This is a genomic window from Entomomonas sp. E2T0, from assembly GCF_025985425.1.
Lineage (GTDB): Bacteria > Pseudomonadota > Gammaproteobacteria > Pseudomonadales > Pseudomonadaceae > Entomomonas.
This window is the reverse complement of sequence record NZ_CP094972.1, coordinates 612,588-628,507: the sequence shown is the minus strand read 5'-3', so window position 1 is coordinate 628,507 and position 15,920 is coordinate 612,588. Positions and strand designations below refer to the sequence as shown.

Below are 15,920 nucleotides of genomic sequence, written 5' to 3'. Positions count from 1 at the left end.
TATTTTCTAATCGAATTTAGAAAAATTTATTTAAGTAATTATTTATATATTTTTACAAATTAGTGGGCGCTAGAGTTTCTCAGTAAAACATGCTTTAGGTTATGTTCCAAAGCTATAGGCTAATAACGAGTATAGTCTGTTTGATACAAGTCAAGGAGTCTAATGCTGATAACTCATAGACTGCAAATTCAATAAATTATATTTAAGGTTGTATAGGTAATGTCTAATATTGTACGTTGGGATACTCAGTTGATTCGTCGTTATGATGTGGCTGGTCCACGTTATACTTCATATCCTACGGCTGTACAATTCCATGATGGTATTGGGTCATTAGATTTAGTTCGTGCATTACGTTCCAGTCGAGAAGCTAAAAATCCATTATCTCTTTATATTCATATTCCGTTTTGTGCCAACATCTGTTACTACTGTGGCTGTAATAAAGTTATTACTAAAGATAGAGGCTATAGTGAACCTTATGTTAAAAGACTTATTAAAGAAATTGAACTTGTTAGTAAGCATTTAGATAAAGATCAAGTGGTTGAACAAATTCATTTTGGTGGTGGAACGCCTACCTTTTTAACCACTGAACAAATTGGTCAGATTATTAAAGCATTACATGATCATTTTCAGTTTGCAGATAATGCGGATTGTGATTTTGGTATTGAGGTTGATCCCCGTGAAGCAGATTGGACTATTATGGGGTTATTACGCGAACTAGGTTTTAATCGTGTTAGTTTAGGTGTGCAAGATTTTGATCCTGAGGTGCAACGAGCAGTTAATCGTTTACAAACTTTTGAACAAACACAAGCTATTATTGATGCTGCACACACGTTGCAGTTCCGCTCAATTAATGTTGATTTGATTTATGGATTACCTAAGCAAACCCCTGAAAGATTTGCAAAAACGGTTAAAGAAATTATAGGTCTACAGCCAGATAGACTTTCTGTATTTAATTATGCTCATTTACCTGAGCGCTTTAAACCACAGCGTCGTATTAATACAAATGAATTACCTAACCCTAGTGATAAATTACAAATTTTACAAGAAACTATAGAGCAACTAACTGCGGCTGGTTATCGTTATATTGGTATGGATCATTTTGCATTAGCAGATGATGAGTTGACCTATGCCCAAGAAGAAGGAACTTTATGTCGAAACTTTCAAGGTTATACAACACACGGTCATTGTGATTTGATTGGGTTGGGTGTTTCTTCAATCAGCCAAATAGGTGATCTATATTGTCAAAATATAAGTGATCTTACTGCTTACCAAGATTGTATTGATCAGGGGCAGATGGCCGTTAAACGTGGTTTGATTTGCAATGAAGACGATCGTATTCGTCGGGCAGTTATTCAACAATTGATTTGTCATTTCTATTTAGATTTTACGACGATTGAAAAACAATTTGGTATTAGTTTTAAATCCTACTTCAAGGATGTATTGCCTAAGCTACAAGCAATGGCTAATGATAACTTAATAAAATTAGAGGAAAATGCTATTACCGTACAAGATGCTGGTAGGTTGCTAGTAAGGTCTGTATGTATGGTGTTTGACCATTATTTGACGGAGCAAATTTTGCAGAGATTCTCACGAGTTATTTAGAAAAGATTTCTAAACATTGAATATAAGCTGAAAATAAGATAAATTACTGGTAAAGGTAAGGATAATTGTTGTATTCTTATTGATAGGGATATTCTAGGGTAAACAATACTATGCCAGAAACAGCTAAAGCGAGAATGCCTCTACAGGCGCATTGTAAAGATTGTAGTTTAATCGGTTTGTGTCTACCGTTATCGCTTGACCAAGGTGATATTGATCTATTAGATCAAATCGTAAAACGTAGTCGCCCCATGAAAAGAGGGGAATTTCTTTTTAATCAAGGTGATAAGTTTTCTTCTATATTTGCTGTTAGATCAGGTAGTTTAAAAACCTTTAGTGTCACGGATGAGGGCGAAGAGCAAATAACAGGTTTCCATTTACCAAGTGAAGTTGTTGGTTTATCAGGAATGGATACGGATGTATATCCTGTATCTGCTCAAGTATTAGAAACTACTTCTATTTGTGAGATTCCCTTTGATCGCTTAGATGAGTTATCAGTACGCTTACCCCAGTTACGTCGTCAGTTGATGCGTATCATGAGTAGAGAAATACGTGATGATCAACAAATGATGTTATTACTCTCTAAAAAGACGGCAGATGAACGTATAGCAACATTCCTTATTAATCTTTCTGCACGTTTCCGTGCCCGTGGCTATTCCGCTAATCAATTCCGTTTAGCTATGTCTCGTAATGAAATAGGTAATTACTTAGGGTTGGCTGTTGAAACAGTGTCACGTGTATTTACTCGTTTTCAGCAAAATGGTTTATTAAAAGCTGAAGGTAAAGAAATTATTATTCTAGATTTAAATAATCTCTTGGCTTTAGCCGGTGGTAACTCAGATTTAGTTGGCTGCTCAAATAGTAATTAATTGATATTTAACCATTCTTTAAAGAGGTTATATTAGATTAACCTCTTTATCCTATTAATTATTTCATTAAATTTATAATTTTCTAAATTTGCAAATCAGAATTAGTATCACTACCATTCTTATAGTGTATTGTATTTCTTAAAAATATTTACATTTTATTTACTTTGTACTGACAACTCTTTGACCTTTAAATGTCTATACTAATCGCAAAAGTAACAAGGCAATAGGCTTATTATTTAGTTAAATAAAGATAAGGGAATTAAAGTGAAAAAGTGTCTATATGGAATAGTTATAGTTTCTGTTTTATTTTGGTTTGTCAGTTTGATGATTAATCCTAACCTATCATGGAATATTTGGGTAATAAGAAAAGAACTGATTTATTTAACAGGTATTATTTCTTTTGCGTTTATGTCTCTCATTATGTTGCTGGCAATAAGATCAAAATGGTTAGAGAGTGTCTTTGGTGGTTTAGATAAAATGTATTACCTGCATAAGTGGGCAGGTATTTGGGCAATTAGCCTAGGAGCAGTACATTATTTACTCAAGTTAAGTGGTAAGGTTCTAATTTTGTATTTTGAAAGAGCTCCCCGTCTGAGATTGGGGATCGGAGTATCTGATGACTTCTTTATTCGTAATAGAAAATTGGCAGAATCCTTAGGTGAATGGACATTATGGTTTTTATTAGCTGCGTTAGTATTAACGTTATGGCATAAGTTTGCTTACCATTTATGGCGTTATACTCATAAGTTAATGGCAATTGCTTTCCTTATATTAGTATTTCATACCGTTATATTAACGCCTTCTAGTTATTGGTCACAGCCATTAGGTATTTTGATTGGCCTAGGTTGTTTAGTCGGAACGGGCTGTGCATTACTTTCACTATTTGGTTTGATTGGTAGAAAGCATACTTACCGAGGACAAGTATTGGCTATTAAAACATTAGATCAATATACTATGGAAATTACTTGTCAATTGAATGGATACTGGCAACATAATGCGGGCCAATATGTATTTTTTATGCATGACAGGTTAGAAGGTCAACATCCCTTTACTATTGCCTCGGCTGACCATAATAATAACCAAATAAAGCTGTGTGTAAAGGCGCTGGGGGACTATACAAAAAGTTTACAGAAGAATATTAAGATAGGGGATGCTATACAAGTTGAAGGGCCTTATGGTTGTTTTGACTTTAGGAAAAAAGCGATAACTCGACAAATTTGGATTGCTGGTGGTATAGGAATTACACCGTTTTTATCATGGTTAGAGTCTTTGCAATATGATGTTAATAAAGAGATTTATTATATTGATTTATATTATTGTGTAAGTAATGAAGAAGAGGCTATTTTTATAGAAAAATTACAGAGGTTAATTGCTACATTGCCAAATTTCGAATTACATGTACAGTACAGTAAAGAACATGGTTATTTAACAGCAGATAAACTGAATATTAAGCAAAATGCACAAGGAGATTACCCTAGTATCTGGTTCTGTGGGCCTGTGGGATTTGCCAACAGTCTAAAAACTAACCTTAGTAGTAAAGGGTATCCACTAAGGCTGTTTCATCAAGAGTATTTTAATATGCGTTAGTCTTTTTTAAGACCTTCAATAAGTACTGGACATGGGGCATTTTCAATTACTTTCATACAGGTTGATGGGTCGAATAGCCGAGAAATTTTCGACATTTGACGATGTCCCATAATAATTAGACCTGCATTAATTTCTTCTGCATATTTTACAATTTCTTCAGAAGGATCGCCTGTCACAATATGTGCTTTTACTTTTATGTCAGACTTCCTAAGAAACTCTAACGAGTCTTGAATTAATTGATTAGCCGCTCTTTGTTCATCACTGGCTGCTGAAATGGCTTCTTCATCCTCATCATAGACAGGATCAATAGTAAAAGCGATATCACCTACATAAATAAGATGCGCTTCTGTATAAAGTGCACAAAATGGTTTTGCTAATTCAAGGATATGTCGAGTATATTTAGAACCATCAATTGCAATTAGTATAGAATTAAACATAGTGATAGCCTTTAAAGAAGAATGTTTATTGTCATATTAAATGAAATTTTATTAATTACTATGCGTAATATCAGATTATTGCATAAAATCCAATATAGTCCACATGATACATTATTATGAAGCATCCTGACCTAAATTTATTAATTGCCCTCAATATTTTGTTAGAAGAGGGAAGTGTAGCTAAAGCAGCGGAGCGTATGCATTTAAGTGCTCCTGCAATGAGCCGTACGTTGACTAGAATACGTTTAGCTTTTCATGATCCTATTTTAGTACGTGCAGGTCGTAAATTAGTACCTACCCCAAAAGCATTAGAATTAAAAGAGCAGATAAAACAGGCAGTTATTCAATCAGTAGGTTTATTTCAGGCTAACCATGTACTTGATTTAAAAACACTTAAAAGAAACTTTACACTACGCGCTAATGAGGTGTTTATTGGCGCATTTGAGCAAGCAATACTAGAAAAGTTTCGAGAGCTAGCGCCACAGTCACAGCTTCGTTTTGTACCGGAAAATGATATTGATGATGATGCTTTAAGAGAGGGGCGTATAGAGCTATTTATAGGCGCTTTACAGAACTTTGAACCTGTTATTAAAGTACAAAGACTATTTGATTCTTATCAAGTTGGTTTAGCTCGTGAAGGACATCCTATTTTTAATCAACCAATCACTGTAGAGAATTATGCTAGTTATGAGCATATAAGTATTTCACGGCGAGCTAGAGATAGAGGGCCAATAGATGTTGAGCTAGCTGAGTTGGGCTTAGAAAGAAAAATCCCTTTAGTTAAACATAATTTTTTAGCAGGTGTTTTCTCATTGTTAAATAGTGATTTAATAATGGGTTGCCCTGAACATTTGTTACCCGTTGTGTTGCAAGAGCTGCCGTTAAAAGCTTTTTCTATTCCAGTGCCATTAAAACCTGTCACTATTATTCAAGCATGGCATCCACAGTTTGATAATGACCTTGCTCACAAATGGTTTCGGCGATTGATTAAAGATCTGTGTATGGAGAAAGAAAAAAACAGTTCATATAGAGATTATCATTAATACCTTACATAAAGTAAGGTATTAATATTATATAATTGCGTTTTATGCATTATTTAATTACGTATAAATCAATTTTATTCAGATCAACTATTTCTTACACTAACTATCAATTCATAAACGTTGATAAGTACTAAAGAAATATATGACAACGACTACGGTCCCTTTTGTCACACCCCCAGTTTCAACACAATCTGCACTACCTCCTCAACAAGCGTTTACCATGCGTCTTGTATGGGGATTGTTAGGTGTTCTATTGGCGGTATTGATTGCAGGTATTAATGAGAATGTAACGAAAATAGCAATGCCTGATATTCAAGGAGCACTTTTTATTGGGCACGATGAAGCTACTTGGGTAACAGCGTTATATACTACTATGTCAGTAGTCGCTATGGCTTTTACTCCTTGGTTTGCAAGTACCTTAACGATTAGAAAGGTTGGTATTTGGTCTGTTAGTTTTTTTATGTTTTGGGGATTTTTATGCCCATTTGCAACAGATTTACAAACATTAATAATATTGAGAGCTTTACAAGGTTTTGCAGGGGGATGTTTGCCGCCTTTATTAATGACTTGTGCATTAAGATTTTTACCTCCCAATATTAAGGTGTATGGGTTAGCTACTTATGCACTAACGGCTACTTTTGGCCCAAGTATTGGTACTCCCTTAGCCGCTTTTTGGGTTGAATATGTCGGTTGGAATTGGGCCTTTTGGCATGTAATTCCAGTGGGTGTTATTGCCTTGACAGGGATTAGCTATGGACTTCCTCAAGATTCTGTTCGTTTAGAAAGGTTTAAACAGTTTGATTGGTTTGGACTGTTATTAGGTGTGCCTGCGATCATGATGCTTTGTATAGGTATTTTACAGGGGGAGCGTTTAGATTGGTTTAATTCTTCTGTTATATGTCATTTATTGTTCTGGGGTGGATTTTTATTAATACTCTTTTTTATTAATGAGTGGTATCACCCATTACCATTTTTTAAGATACAACTGTTGAAAAATCGTAATTTAGCTTTTGCTTTAGTTGCTTTAGGTTTTGTATTATTTATTTTAATTAGTGCTATTAGTATCCCTTCTGCTTATCTTACTCGTATTCAAGATTATCGTCCTCTTCAAACAGCGCCTATTTTATTGATTGTATCCATTCCTCAATTAATAGCATTACCTATTGTTGCATTGATTTGTAATATTCGTCGAGTGGATTGTCGGGTTGTATTGGCAATGGGTTTTGCTATGTTAGCTTATAGTTGTTATCTAGGCTCACAATTAACTTCAGAATGGATTAATAGTAATTTTTATTGGTTAGCTATTATACAAATTTTTGCTCAGCCTATGGCTGTATTACCTATCTTAATGCTATCAACAGGACAAATTCATCCTACAGATGGCCCTTTTGCTTCAGCATTGTTTAATACAACGAAAGGCTTTTGTGGTGTTTTAGCTACTGGAGTACTGGATGCACTAACAAGAACACGTATGCACTACCATTCTAGTATGTTGGTTGACCAAATTGGTAATAACAATATGTTAATTGAGGGGAGTGGACAACTAGCTAAACGTGTTCATATTCAGGCTAGTGTATTAAGTTCAGCTGATCTTTATCTTATTGTTGGTGTATTAGCTGTGTTTGTATTGGTACTAATTTTATTAGTACCTACACGTATTTATCCACCTAGAGCTGTTCATCAAGTTTAGGTTTAGAGGTTGTTATGACGGAAGTTCTTTATAAAAAAAGTCGTTTGATTATTTTTTCCATTTTAGTTGTAGGAATAATTTTTTATTCTATTTATCTTGTGTTTATTAAATCTAATGTGATTGAAACAACAAATAATGCTTATGTAAGAGCTGATTTTACAAGAATCGCTCCTAAAATATCAGGCTTTATTGATCAAGTATTGGTAGAAGATAACCAAGTAGTTAAAGCAGGGCAGGTAGTTGTTCATATTGATGACCATGACTATCAAGTGGCATTACAAGCGGCCCAAGCAGATTTATCCATTGCAAAAGCTCAATTACAAGAAGCTAAGGCACAATTAGAAGAGCAACAAGCTATTATTAAACAAGCTGAAGCAGTTGTTAACTCAGCTCAGGCTGAGCATTCTTTTGCCAAGCGAGAGCTCATTAGACATCAGCATTTAGCTAAGCAAGGTGCAGGTTCTGTACAAAATGCTCAACAAGCAGAGTCACAAATTAAAGTAGCTTATGCTAACTTATTAAAAGCACAAGCAGCATTAATTGCTACAAAGAATCAGATAGCTGTATTAGAGGCAAAAGAAGCAGCTGCACAAGGCCATATAAAACAGGCTGAAGCTACTGTGGCAAAAGTAGAATTACAACTTTCCTATACTAATATTGTGAGTCCTATAGATGGAGTAGTGGGACATCGAACTGTTCGTATTGGTAATTATGTAACACCAGGAACACAATTAATGGCTATTGTGCCTATTAATGATATTTATATTGTAGCTAATTTTCAGGAAACTCAGTTAGCTCATGTATCACCTAAGCAACCTGTTAGTATTTCTGTAGATACTTTTGGTCAAACTATTTATGGTAAGGTAGAGAGTATAGCACCTGCGACAGGTTTAACTTTTGCTGATATTGCTCCTGATAATGCTACAGGAAATTTTACTAAGGTTGTACAGCGGATACCTGTAAAAATTGTATTAGATAAAAATCAACCATTAGTGAAGTTGTTACGTGTTGGTATGTCAGTTGAAGCTAGTATTGATACTAGTAGTTATAAGGAGGCTAAATGATTTGTCAATCTTGTAGCCGCTTTTTATTAGTAATGATGATACTTGGTTTACCTGCTTGCACAGTAGGTCCTGACTTTATTAAACCTAAAAATACGAACCAAGAAGAGCAATGGCGTTCTGCTAGACAGGATGTTAATAGCATACCTATTGAAACCACCATTACTAACCAGTGGTGGCAATTATTTAATGATCCAATAATGAGCTCTTTAATAGAAAGAGCTGTTAGTAGTAATTTAGATATAAAAATGGCAGTTAACCGTCTTTCGCAAAGTAGGGCAATAGGAAAAGTTGTTGGGAGTGATCAATACCCTAATTTAGGTATGGGGTTGGATTATAGTCGACAACGGCGCAGTCAGAAGGGATTAAATGATCCTTCAGGCAATTCTGGTAAAGAGAGCTTTAACCTTTGGGATTTTGGGTTGAGTATTGCTTGGGAGCTAGATTTATGGGGTAAGATCAGACGACAAGTTGAAGTAGCTAATGCTAATATTGAAGTGGCTGAAAATGATCAATATGCTGTGCAACTAGCTATTGTTGCTGAAACCGCTGATAACTATATTGAGCTGCGTGGTGTGCAAGCTACTTTAGAGATCACAAAACAAAACCTAGACATAGCCAACAAAGCATTAAAACTTTCTAAGATTCGTTTTGAAGAAGGTGTTTCAACCCAACTAGATATTTCTCAAGCCGCTACTCAAGTGGCTAGTATACAGGCACAAATACCTGTACTAGAAGCTAAGCAGGTAGAATTAATCAATGAGCTTAGTTTGTTGTTAGCAGAACCTCCTTATCAATTACAGAAAGAACTAATACTTAAACAAGATATTCCAAATCCACCACATACCTTGCCTGTCGGTTTACCTTCTGAATTGGCTGAGCGTCGGCCTGATATTAGACAAGCCAGTGCTACATTACATGCAGCAACTGCGAATATAGGGGTGGCTAAAGCTAACTTTTATCCTAGTATAAACTTGCTAGGTAATTTGGGTACAGAAGCTTACAGTTTCAACTACTTAGGCCATTGGGATGCTCATCAATTTAATATTGGCCCTAGTATTTATTTACCAATTTTTGAAGGTGGACGTTTAACAGGAACTTTAGAATTAAAAGAAGAACAAGCAAAAGAAGCAGCAATTAATTATCAAAAAATAGTATTACAAGCATGGCATGAAGTTGAGAATAGTTTAGTAAGTTTTCAAGCAAACCAACAACAAAGAACTTCTCTAGATCAAGCAGTATTACATAGTCGGGATGCATTGAAATATGCAGGTCAACAATATAAAGAAGGTACTATTGATTATTTGCACGTATTAACTACTCAGCAAGCTTTATTGGATAATCAACAAAAACAAATAGCTAGTACAACAGCCGTTTCATTAACCATGGTTAGTATTTATAAAGCATTAGGAGGAGGATGGTCTATTAATAATTAACATTGAAATAATGAATTTACATCAAAGAGCAGGAATATAAAATAGTTCTAAAATACAATTTTTAAATATAAGCATAATAGTTATAAATTTATAAATAAGTAGATAAAAATTGACGAAATTTGTCACTATTAGTCTTATCTTACTATTTTTTCCCTATTTTGCTTCTTAGTTAATGATTCGACTAAAGTTTTAATTTATTTTTTAATGTTAATTAATACAAATAGATACAGATTTTTTTAACTTCTTGTAAATCTTGGTCTATTTCTTGCGTTGTATAATTATTAAGTGCTAAGGATAAGAATGATGAAGAAAGCAAACCAAGGCTTTACATTGATCGAAACAATGATAGTTATTGCTATTATTGGCATTTTAGCTGCTATAGCCGTGCCGATGTATCGGGATTATATTACACGTGCAAAGTTAGCAGAAGCGTTTTCGATAGCTTCAGGATTAAAAAGCCGTGTTGTTGAATCTTATTCATTAAAGCAAACTTGTCCAGTTAATACTGGTGCTGCTAATCAAGGTGTTTTGTTACCAACAGATTATGCAACCAATATTATACAAGAGATTACTGTAACAACAGGCATAAGTGGTTGTGATATTAATGTAAAAATCAGATCTGATGCAGCATTAGTATCCTCTGTGAGAGGTAAGACAATCAGTTTACAGTTAGCTGCTGGTAGCTCTTCAGGAGCATTTTCTTGGGATTGTATAACTGATATGTCAGTAGGTGATACTGGAAAGTATTTACCAAGCATTTGTCATCGATAGATATCGTTTGCCATACTTAGCCCTCTAGTAGAGGGCTTTTTTTTATCTGCTAACTTGTTTTATGGCTGTTGATAATTCATTACAAAGCTTTAATACCGCATCAATTGCTTGTTGTTTACTCTTAGCTTGTTCAATTTGGTTTACTAAGGCCGAGCCTACTACTACACCGTCAGCTAATTTAGCAATAACTCTGGCTTGTTCAGGTGTTTTTATACCAAAGCCAACACAAATGGGCAATGAAGTATGTCTATGAAGTCTAGTTATTGCTTCAGTAATCTGTTCTTCAGTAGCACTACCTGCTCCCGTAATACCTGCTACAGAAACGTAGTAAACAAACCCTGAACTATTATTTAATGCTTGTGGAAGGCGTTTATCATCAGTGGTTGGTGTGGTTAAACGAATAAAATCTATACCTACTGCTTGTGCAGGAGTACAAAGATCACTGTCGTGTTCTGCTGGTAGATCAACGATAATTAAACCATCTACACCTGCATTAGCAGCATCTTTAGTAAAACGATCTACACCATAATGATGAATAGGATTAAAGTATCCCATAAGCACAATAGGTGTTGTCTGGTTTTGCTGACGAAATGCTGTAACCATTTCAAGGGTCTTTGCTAGATTTTGACCATTTGCTAAAGCGCGTAATGAGGCTTTTTGAATGGTTGGACCATCTGCCATTGGGTCAGTAAAAGGCATTCCCAGTTCAATAATATCAGCGCCAGCAGCAGGTAATTGTTGAAGTAGACTTAAAGATGTTTGGTAATCAGGATCACCAGCAGTTATAAAGGTAACCAATGCGGCTTGGTTTTTTTGTTTAAGTTTAGCAAAACAATTAACTATACGATTCATAATTGATGTTCCTTAATATAGCTCATTACAGTTTGCATATCTTTATCACCACGTCCTGAAAGATTTACAACCATTAGGTGATCTTTAGGTAATGTAGGGGCTCGCTTTATTGCCTCGGCTAATGCATGAGCAGACTCAAGTGCAGGAATAATACCTTCCAGACGACAACAAGTTTGAAACGCTTCCATTGCTTCATCATCATTAATAGCAATATATTCAGCACGTTTTATTTCATGTAACCATGAGTGTTCAGGGCCAATGCCAGGATAATCAAGTCCAGCAGAAATAGAATGAGCATCAATAATTTGACCATCATTATTTTGTAATAAATAGGTGCGATTACCATGTAAAACACCTGGCTTACCACCAGTTAGGCTGGCAGCATGCTTATTAGTATTAACACCGTGACCACCTGCTTCTACACCAATTAATTGAACATTTTTATCATTAATAAAGGGGTGGAAAATACCCATAGCATTTGAGCCGCCACCTACACAAGCCACGACACTATCAGGTAAACGACCTTGTTTTTCTAACATTTGTTGTTTTGTTTCTTTACCAATAACTGCTTGAAAATCACGAACCATGGCTGGATAGGGATGAGGGCCAGCTACTGTGCCAATCAGGTAAAAAGTATCTGCTACATTAGTTACCCAATCACGTAGCGCTTCATTCATGGCATCTTTAAGTGTACCTGTACCTGATTGCACAGGAATAACTTCTGCACCAAGTAATTTCATACGAAATACATTAGGTTGCTGGCGGTCAATATCAGTAGAGCCCATATAAACCGTACAAGGTAATCCAAAGCGAGCAGCTACAGTTGCTGAAGCTACGCCATGCATGCCCGCACCCGTTTCTGCAATAATACGTGTTTTACCCATACGCTTGGCTAACAGTATTTGACCAATACAGTTATTGATCTTATGTGCACCTGTGTGATTAAGTTCTTCACGTTTAAGATAAATTTGCGCACCACCACAGTATTCAGTTAAACGTTCAGCAAAATAAAGTGGACTAGGTCTACCTACATAATCTTTTTGAAAATAAGCTAATTCTTCTAGAAATGCAGGGTCATTTTTGGCTGCTGTATATTCTTTATCCAAATCTAAAATCAATGGCATTAAAGTTTCAGCAACATAACGACCACCAAAAGGGCCAAATAAGCCTTTGGCATCAGGCGCGTTATACGATGAAGACATGATCACTCCACAAGTGGTATCAGGAAAGAGTTGTTTATTTTATAGTCTATTATAACAAGTTCCCAATAATAAATTGATTTTAATTCAATTAATAGTTTTAAAAAAGTTAATGAATGCTCTTAGTCTGGCAGGTAAGAATTTGCGATTTGGATAATACAAGTAATATTGTGTGTCGCTTGTTTGCCAATCAGTTAGTACTTTAACGAGTAGTTCGTTCTGTATGGCTTCTGTGATGGTTGCTTCTTCAAAGACATAAGCTAAGCCTTTACCAGCAATGGCTAGTTGTATAAGAGCTGCCTCATTGTTAACAATAAATTGATGGTTGGGATGTAAGATTATTTGTTGGTTATCTTTGCTAAATTGCCAAGGATACAGTTGTTGGCTGGTAATAAAGCGATAACCAATACAGCTATGTTGGTAGATATCTTCAGGTTTTGTAGGTATTCCACAGCTATTCAAATACTGTGGATTAGCTACAACACAAGATTTAATGGGACTACCTAAAGGAATGGCTATCATAGATTGGCTTAATGTTCGAGAAGAACGAATACCAATATCATAACCCTCCATAACAATATCACTTAAACCATCATTGATCTGAATATCTAGCCCAATGGAAGGATACTTGTCAGTAAAATCATTTAATAATGGATAGAGTAGAGCTTTCCAAGCGATATAAGAGGTCATGACTCTAATTGTGCCAGAAGGGATACGGTGCTTTTGTTTTACTTCTTCAATTGCATATTGAATTTCATCTAATGTTGGCTGAATGCGAGAGTAAAGTTGCTGACCTGCTTCTGTTAAGCTAATTGAGCGGGTGCTTCGATGTAGTAATTTTAAATCTAAACGATTTTCTAATTGCTGAATGGCTTGGCTTAAAGCGGATGGTGATAAGTTGAGCTGTTGCGCTGCTTTAGTAAAGCTTTTTAGTTGAGCCACTATGCAAAAGTATTGCAGAGAAATATTAATATCGGTACGCATTATTAAGTTTTACTTAAAAGAATTATAAATAATATAGCATTTATTAAATAAATTTGAACTAATAAACTAACAATGTCTTCCATTTATTAAGTTATGAGGAGGAGATATGAAATTTTTCATATTAATATTAGGAGCCATTGTTATGTTATCTAATACTAGTTTTGCAGATCATATAGAAGAAACAGAATCGCGTTTAGCAAGAGGGAAAAGATTATTAGCAATGATAGATGGTAGTGCAGGAGAAAAGGTTGTTGCATCACTAAAAGATATTGCTCCAGATTTTAGTAATTATTTATTGGAATATCCTTTTGGCGATATTTATGCGAGACCTAATTTGGATTTGCGTAGTAGGGAAATAGCAACTATTGCAGCACTTACTGCCATGGGAAATGCGCAGCCACAGTTAAAAGTCCATATTGAAGCTGCATTAAATGTCGGTGTTAAACCTGAAGAAATTATTGAAGTAATGATGCAGATGTCTGTATATGCAGGATTCCCCGCGGCCTTAAATGGTTTGAATGTCACTAAGCAAGTCTTTCAAGAGCGTCAAATAGTTTTAAGTAATAAATAAAGCGAATAGGTAATGAATATGCAATATCATCAATTAGGTAAAAGTGATTTAAATGTTTCTGCTATAGGTCTAGGTTGTATGGGGATGAGTGCATTTTATGGTGCATATGATCAGCAAAAATCAATTAAAACGATTCATTATGCATTAGCGCAGGGCATTAATTTTTTAGATACTGCTGATATGTATGGACCACTCACCAATGAGCAGTTAATAAGTAAAGCTATTGCTGGTAAAAGACAGCAGGTTATCCTAGCAACTAAGTTTGGAATAGTTTACGAGGATATAGACGCTAATAAACGAGTAATAAATGGACGGCCAGAATATGTTATAAAAAGTTGCGAAGGCAGTTTGCAACGGTTAAAAACAGATGTTATTGATTTATATTATTTACATCGTGTTGATCCTGATGTTCCTATTGAAGAAACAGTAGGGGCAATGGCAGAGCTTGTTAAACAAGGCAAGGTAAGGTACTTGGGATTATCTGAAGCATTACCAGAAACCATAAAAAGGGCAAATCAAGTGCATCCTATTACTGCATTACAAATGGAATATTCATTGTGGAGTCGAGATGCAGAGGGAATAATTTTAGAAACTTGTGAGCAGTTAGGTATTAGTTTTATTAGTTATAGTCCTTTAGGGCGAGGCTTTTTATCAGGAGCTATTAAGAGTCCTGATGATTTTGCTGAAGATGATTATAGAAGGACGAATCCTCGTTTTATGGGAGAAAACTTTACAAAAAATATTCAATTGGTAAAACAATTAGAGAGTTTTGCCAAGGCTAAAGGTTACAGCGCTGCGCAATTAGCATTAGCGTGGGTACTTACTTCTTCTTACAGTATTACCCCTATTCCAGGCAGTCGAAGAATAGCGAATCTAAAGGAAAATATTGAAGCCACAAAAATTAAATTATCAAATGAAGAATATCAACTAATCAGTGACTTTTTCTCCTCAGAATTAGTGGCAGGTAGCCGCTATGGAGCGGAATTTGCTCCAGAAACAATGCAATCTTAAATAAAAGCTATAAAATTGGTTAAAACTTACCCTTAATAAGGGCAAGTTTTAATTTGATAAAAGTTTAGCGCTTGATAATTAAACGACCTTGGTTGTCTACTGGGATAGTAGAGCCGGGATCATAATCCATATGGATATCGTGGTCAGTTCCATTTAAAGAATATTTTACCTCGTAACCAGCTGGCTTTTCAGTGCTCTCATAGGTGGTTTCACATTGTTTTTCGGTTGTCGTGTAAGTACTATTATTTTGCATATGTTCTTGTACTTTATTACCTGCTAGGCCTCCACCCACCGTACCTACTACCGTGGCTACTTTTTTACCATTACCACCTCCTACTTGATTTCCTAACACACCACCAATTGCTGCACCAGCGACAGTACCTATAAGCCTATATTCATCTTTAACTGGTTGTTGGTGGGTAACTGTGACATTGCGACAATTTTGTTGGGGTGTTTTTACTGTTTTAGTAACAGGGGTAATAGCAATAACTTTTGCGTAGTTAGATGATATATTATTTGGTTGAGGTTTAGCAGATTCAGAGAGTTTCATAGTCTCTTGTGTTTCTTCGGTATTTGAAGCAACTTTGTTATTTTCAATGCTAAAGGTTGCTAGTGCACCAGCAGCACTGGCAATTCCTATTCCTGCAACTAAGCCAATAATCAATGATTTATCCACGCATATACTCCTAAATAATTTCGATAGTTATTATTAAACAGTAATATTAATTATTTTGTATCTACAGTTTGTAACAATGTTTTATGTGTTTGAATTTTTAATCTGTAAAGCTTGGGGTAGAAAGTTTTTTATTA

15 protein-coding genes are annotated in these 15,920 nt (G+C 35.2%); 10 read left to right on the top strand and 5 right to left on the bottom strand.

What is annotated here, in order from left to right:
* Positions 1–219 precede the first annotated feature (219 nt).
* From hemN to MTZ49_RS03010, 3 genes are all read left to right on the top strand, one after another.
* Entirely contained in the window at positions 220–1,602 is a 1,383-nt protein-coding gene (gene hemN / locus MTZ49_RS03020) for an oxygen-independent coproporphyrinogen III oxidase (protein WP_264746920.1), read from the top strand.
* A 110-nt stretch (positions 1,603–1,712) separates the two neighbouring features.
* The gene (gene fnr / locus MTZ49_RS03015) at positions 1,713–2,468 is read left to right on the top strand and encodes a fumarate/nitrate reduction transcriptional regulator Fnr (protein ID WP_264746919.1); all 756 of its coding nucleotides are present in this window, start codon (positions 1,713–1,715) and stop codon (positions 2,466–2,468) included.
* Between the two features lie 264 nt (positions 2,469–2,732).
* On the top strand, positions 2,733–4,055 hold the full coding sequence (locus MTZ49_RS03010; protein ID WP_264746918.1) for a ferric reductase-like transmembrane domain-containing protein: 1,323 nt from the start codon (positions 2,733–2,735) through the stop codon (positions 4,053–4,055).
* Here the strand turns inward: MTZ49_RS03010 and MTZ49_RS03005 are convergent.
* Positions 4,052–4,492: a universal stress protein gene (locus MTZ49_RS03005; protein ID WP_264746917.1), complete on the bottom strand. Its 441-nt coding sequence runs from the start codon at positions 4,490–4,492 to the stop codon at positions 4,052–4,054. The genes MTZ49_RS03010 and MTZ49_RS03005 overlap by 4 nt on opposite strands.
* 116 nt (positions 4,493–4,608) lie before the next feature.
* Between MTZ49_RS03005 and MTZ49_RS03000 the strand changes: the two genes are divergently transcribed.
* From MTZ49_RS03000 to MTZ49_RS02975, 5 genes are all read left to right on the top strand, one after another.
* The gene (locus tag MTZ49_RS03000; protein WP_264746916.1) at positions 4,609–5,535 is read left to right on the top strand and encodes a LysR family transcriptional regulator; all 927 of its coding nucleotides are present in this window, start codon (positions 4,609–4,611) and stop codon (positions 5,533–5,535) included.
* 142 nt (positions 5,536–5,677) lie between these two features.
* Positions 5,678–7,225 carry an MFS transporter gene (locus MTZ49_RS02995; RefSeq protein WP_264746915.1) on the top strand — a complete coding sequence of 516 codons (1,548 nt, stop codon included), beginning with the start codon at positions 5,678–5,680 and terminating at the stop codon, positions 7,223–7,225.
* 14 nt (positions 7,226–7,239) lie between these two features.
* Positions 7,240–8,289 carry an HlyD family secretion protein gene (locus MTZ49_RS02990; protein ID WP_264746914.1) on the top strand — a complete coding sequence of 350 codons (1,050 nt, stop codon included), beginning with the start codon at positions 7,240–7,242 and terminating at the stop codon, positions 8,287–8,289.
* On the top strand, positions 8,286–9,722 hold the full coding sequence (locus MTZ49_RS02985) for an efflux transporter outer membrane subunit (protein ID WP_264746913.1): 1,437 nt from the start codon (positions 8,286–8,288) through the stop codon (positions 9,720–9,722). The genes MTZ49_RS02990 and MTZ49_RS02985 overlap by 4 nt, the downstream gene beginning before the upstream one ends.
* Positions 9,723–10,022: 300 nt before the next feature.
* Positions 10,023–10,493: a pilin gene (locus tag MTZ49_RS02975; protein WP_319804740.1), complete on the top strand. Its 471-nt coding sequence runs from the start codon at positions 10,023–10,025 to the stop codon at positions 10,491–10,493.
* 42 nt (positions 10,494–10,535) lie between these two features.
* Here MTZ49_RS02975 and trpA read toward each other — a convergent pair whose 3' ends face one another.
* The 3 genes from trpA to MTZ49_RS02960 form a co-directional block, all read right to left on the bottom strand.
* Entirely contained in the window at positions 10,536–11,345 is an 810-nt protein-coding gene (gene trpA, locus MTZ49_RS02970; protein ID WP_264746912.1) for a tryptophan synthase subunit alpha, read from the bottom strand.
* Positions 11,342–12,547 carry a tryptophan synthase subunit beta gene (trpB, locus tag MTZ49_RS02965; RefSeq protein ID WP_264746911.1) on the bottom strand — a complete coding sequence of 402 codons (1,206 nt, stop codon included), beginning with the start codon at positions 12,545–12,547 and terminating at the stop codon, positions 11,342–11,344. The genes trpA and trpB overlap by 4 nt, the downstream gene beginning before the upstream one ends.
* Positions 12,548–12,631: 84 nt before the next feature.
* Positions 12,632–13,528: a LysR family transcriptional regulator gene (locus tag MTZ49_RS02960; protein ID WP_264746910.1), complete on the bottom strand. Its 897-nt coding sequence runs from the start codon at positions 13,526–13,528 to the stop codon at positions 12,632–12,634.
* 220 nt (positions 13,529–13,748) lie between these two features.
* On the opposite strand from MTZ49_RS02960, the gene MTZ49_RS02955 reads away from it, so the two are divergent.
* Complete coding sequence (locus tag MTZ49_RS02955) at positions 13,749–14,099, top strand: carboxymuconolactone decarboxylase family protein (RefSeq protein WP_264747819.1); 351 nt, start codon at positions 13,749–13,751, stop codon at positions 14,097–14,099.
* An 18-nt stretch (positions 14,100–14,117) separates the two neighbouring features.
* A complete protein-coding gene (locus tag MTZ49_RS02950; RefSeq protein WP_264746909.1) occupies positions 14,118–15,110 on the top strand; it encodes an aldo/keto reductase in 993 nt (330 codons plus the stop codon).
* A gap of 64 nt (positions 15,111–15,174) precedes the next feature.
* On the opposite strand, the gene MTZ49_RS02945 is transcribed toward MTZ49_RS02950, so the two are convergent.
* Positions 15,175–15,786, bottom strand: a complete 612-nt coding sequence (locus MTZ49_RS02945) for a glycine zipper 2TM domain-containing protein (protein ID WP_264746908.1) — start codon at positions 15,784–15,786, stop codon at positions 15,175–15,177.
* Positions 15,787–15,920 lie beyond the last annotated feature (134 nt).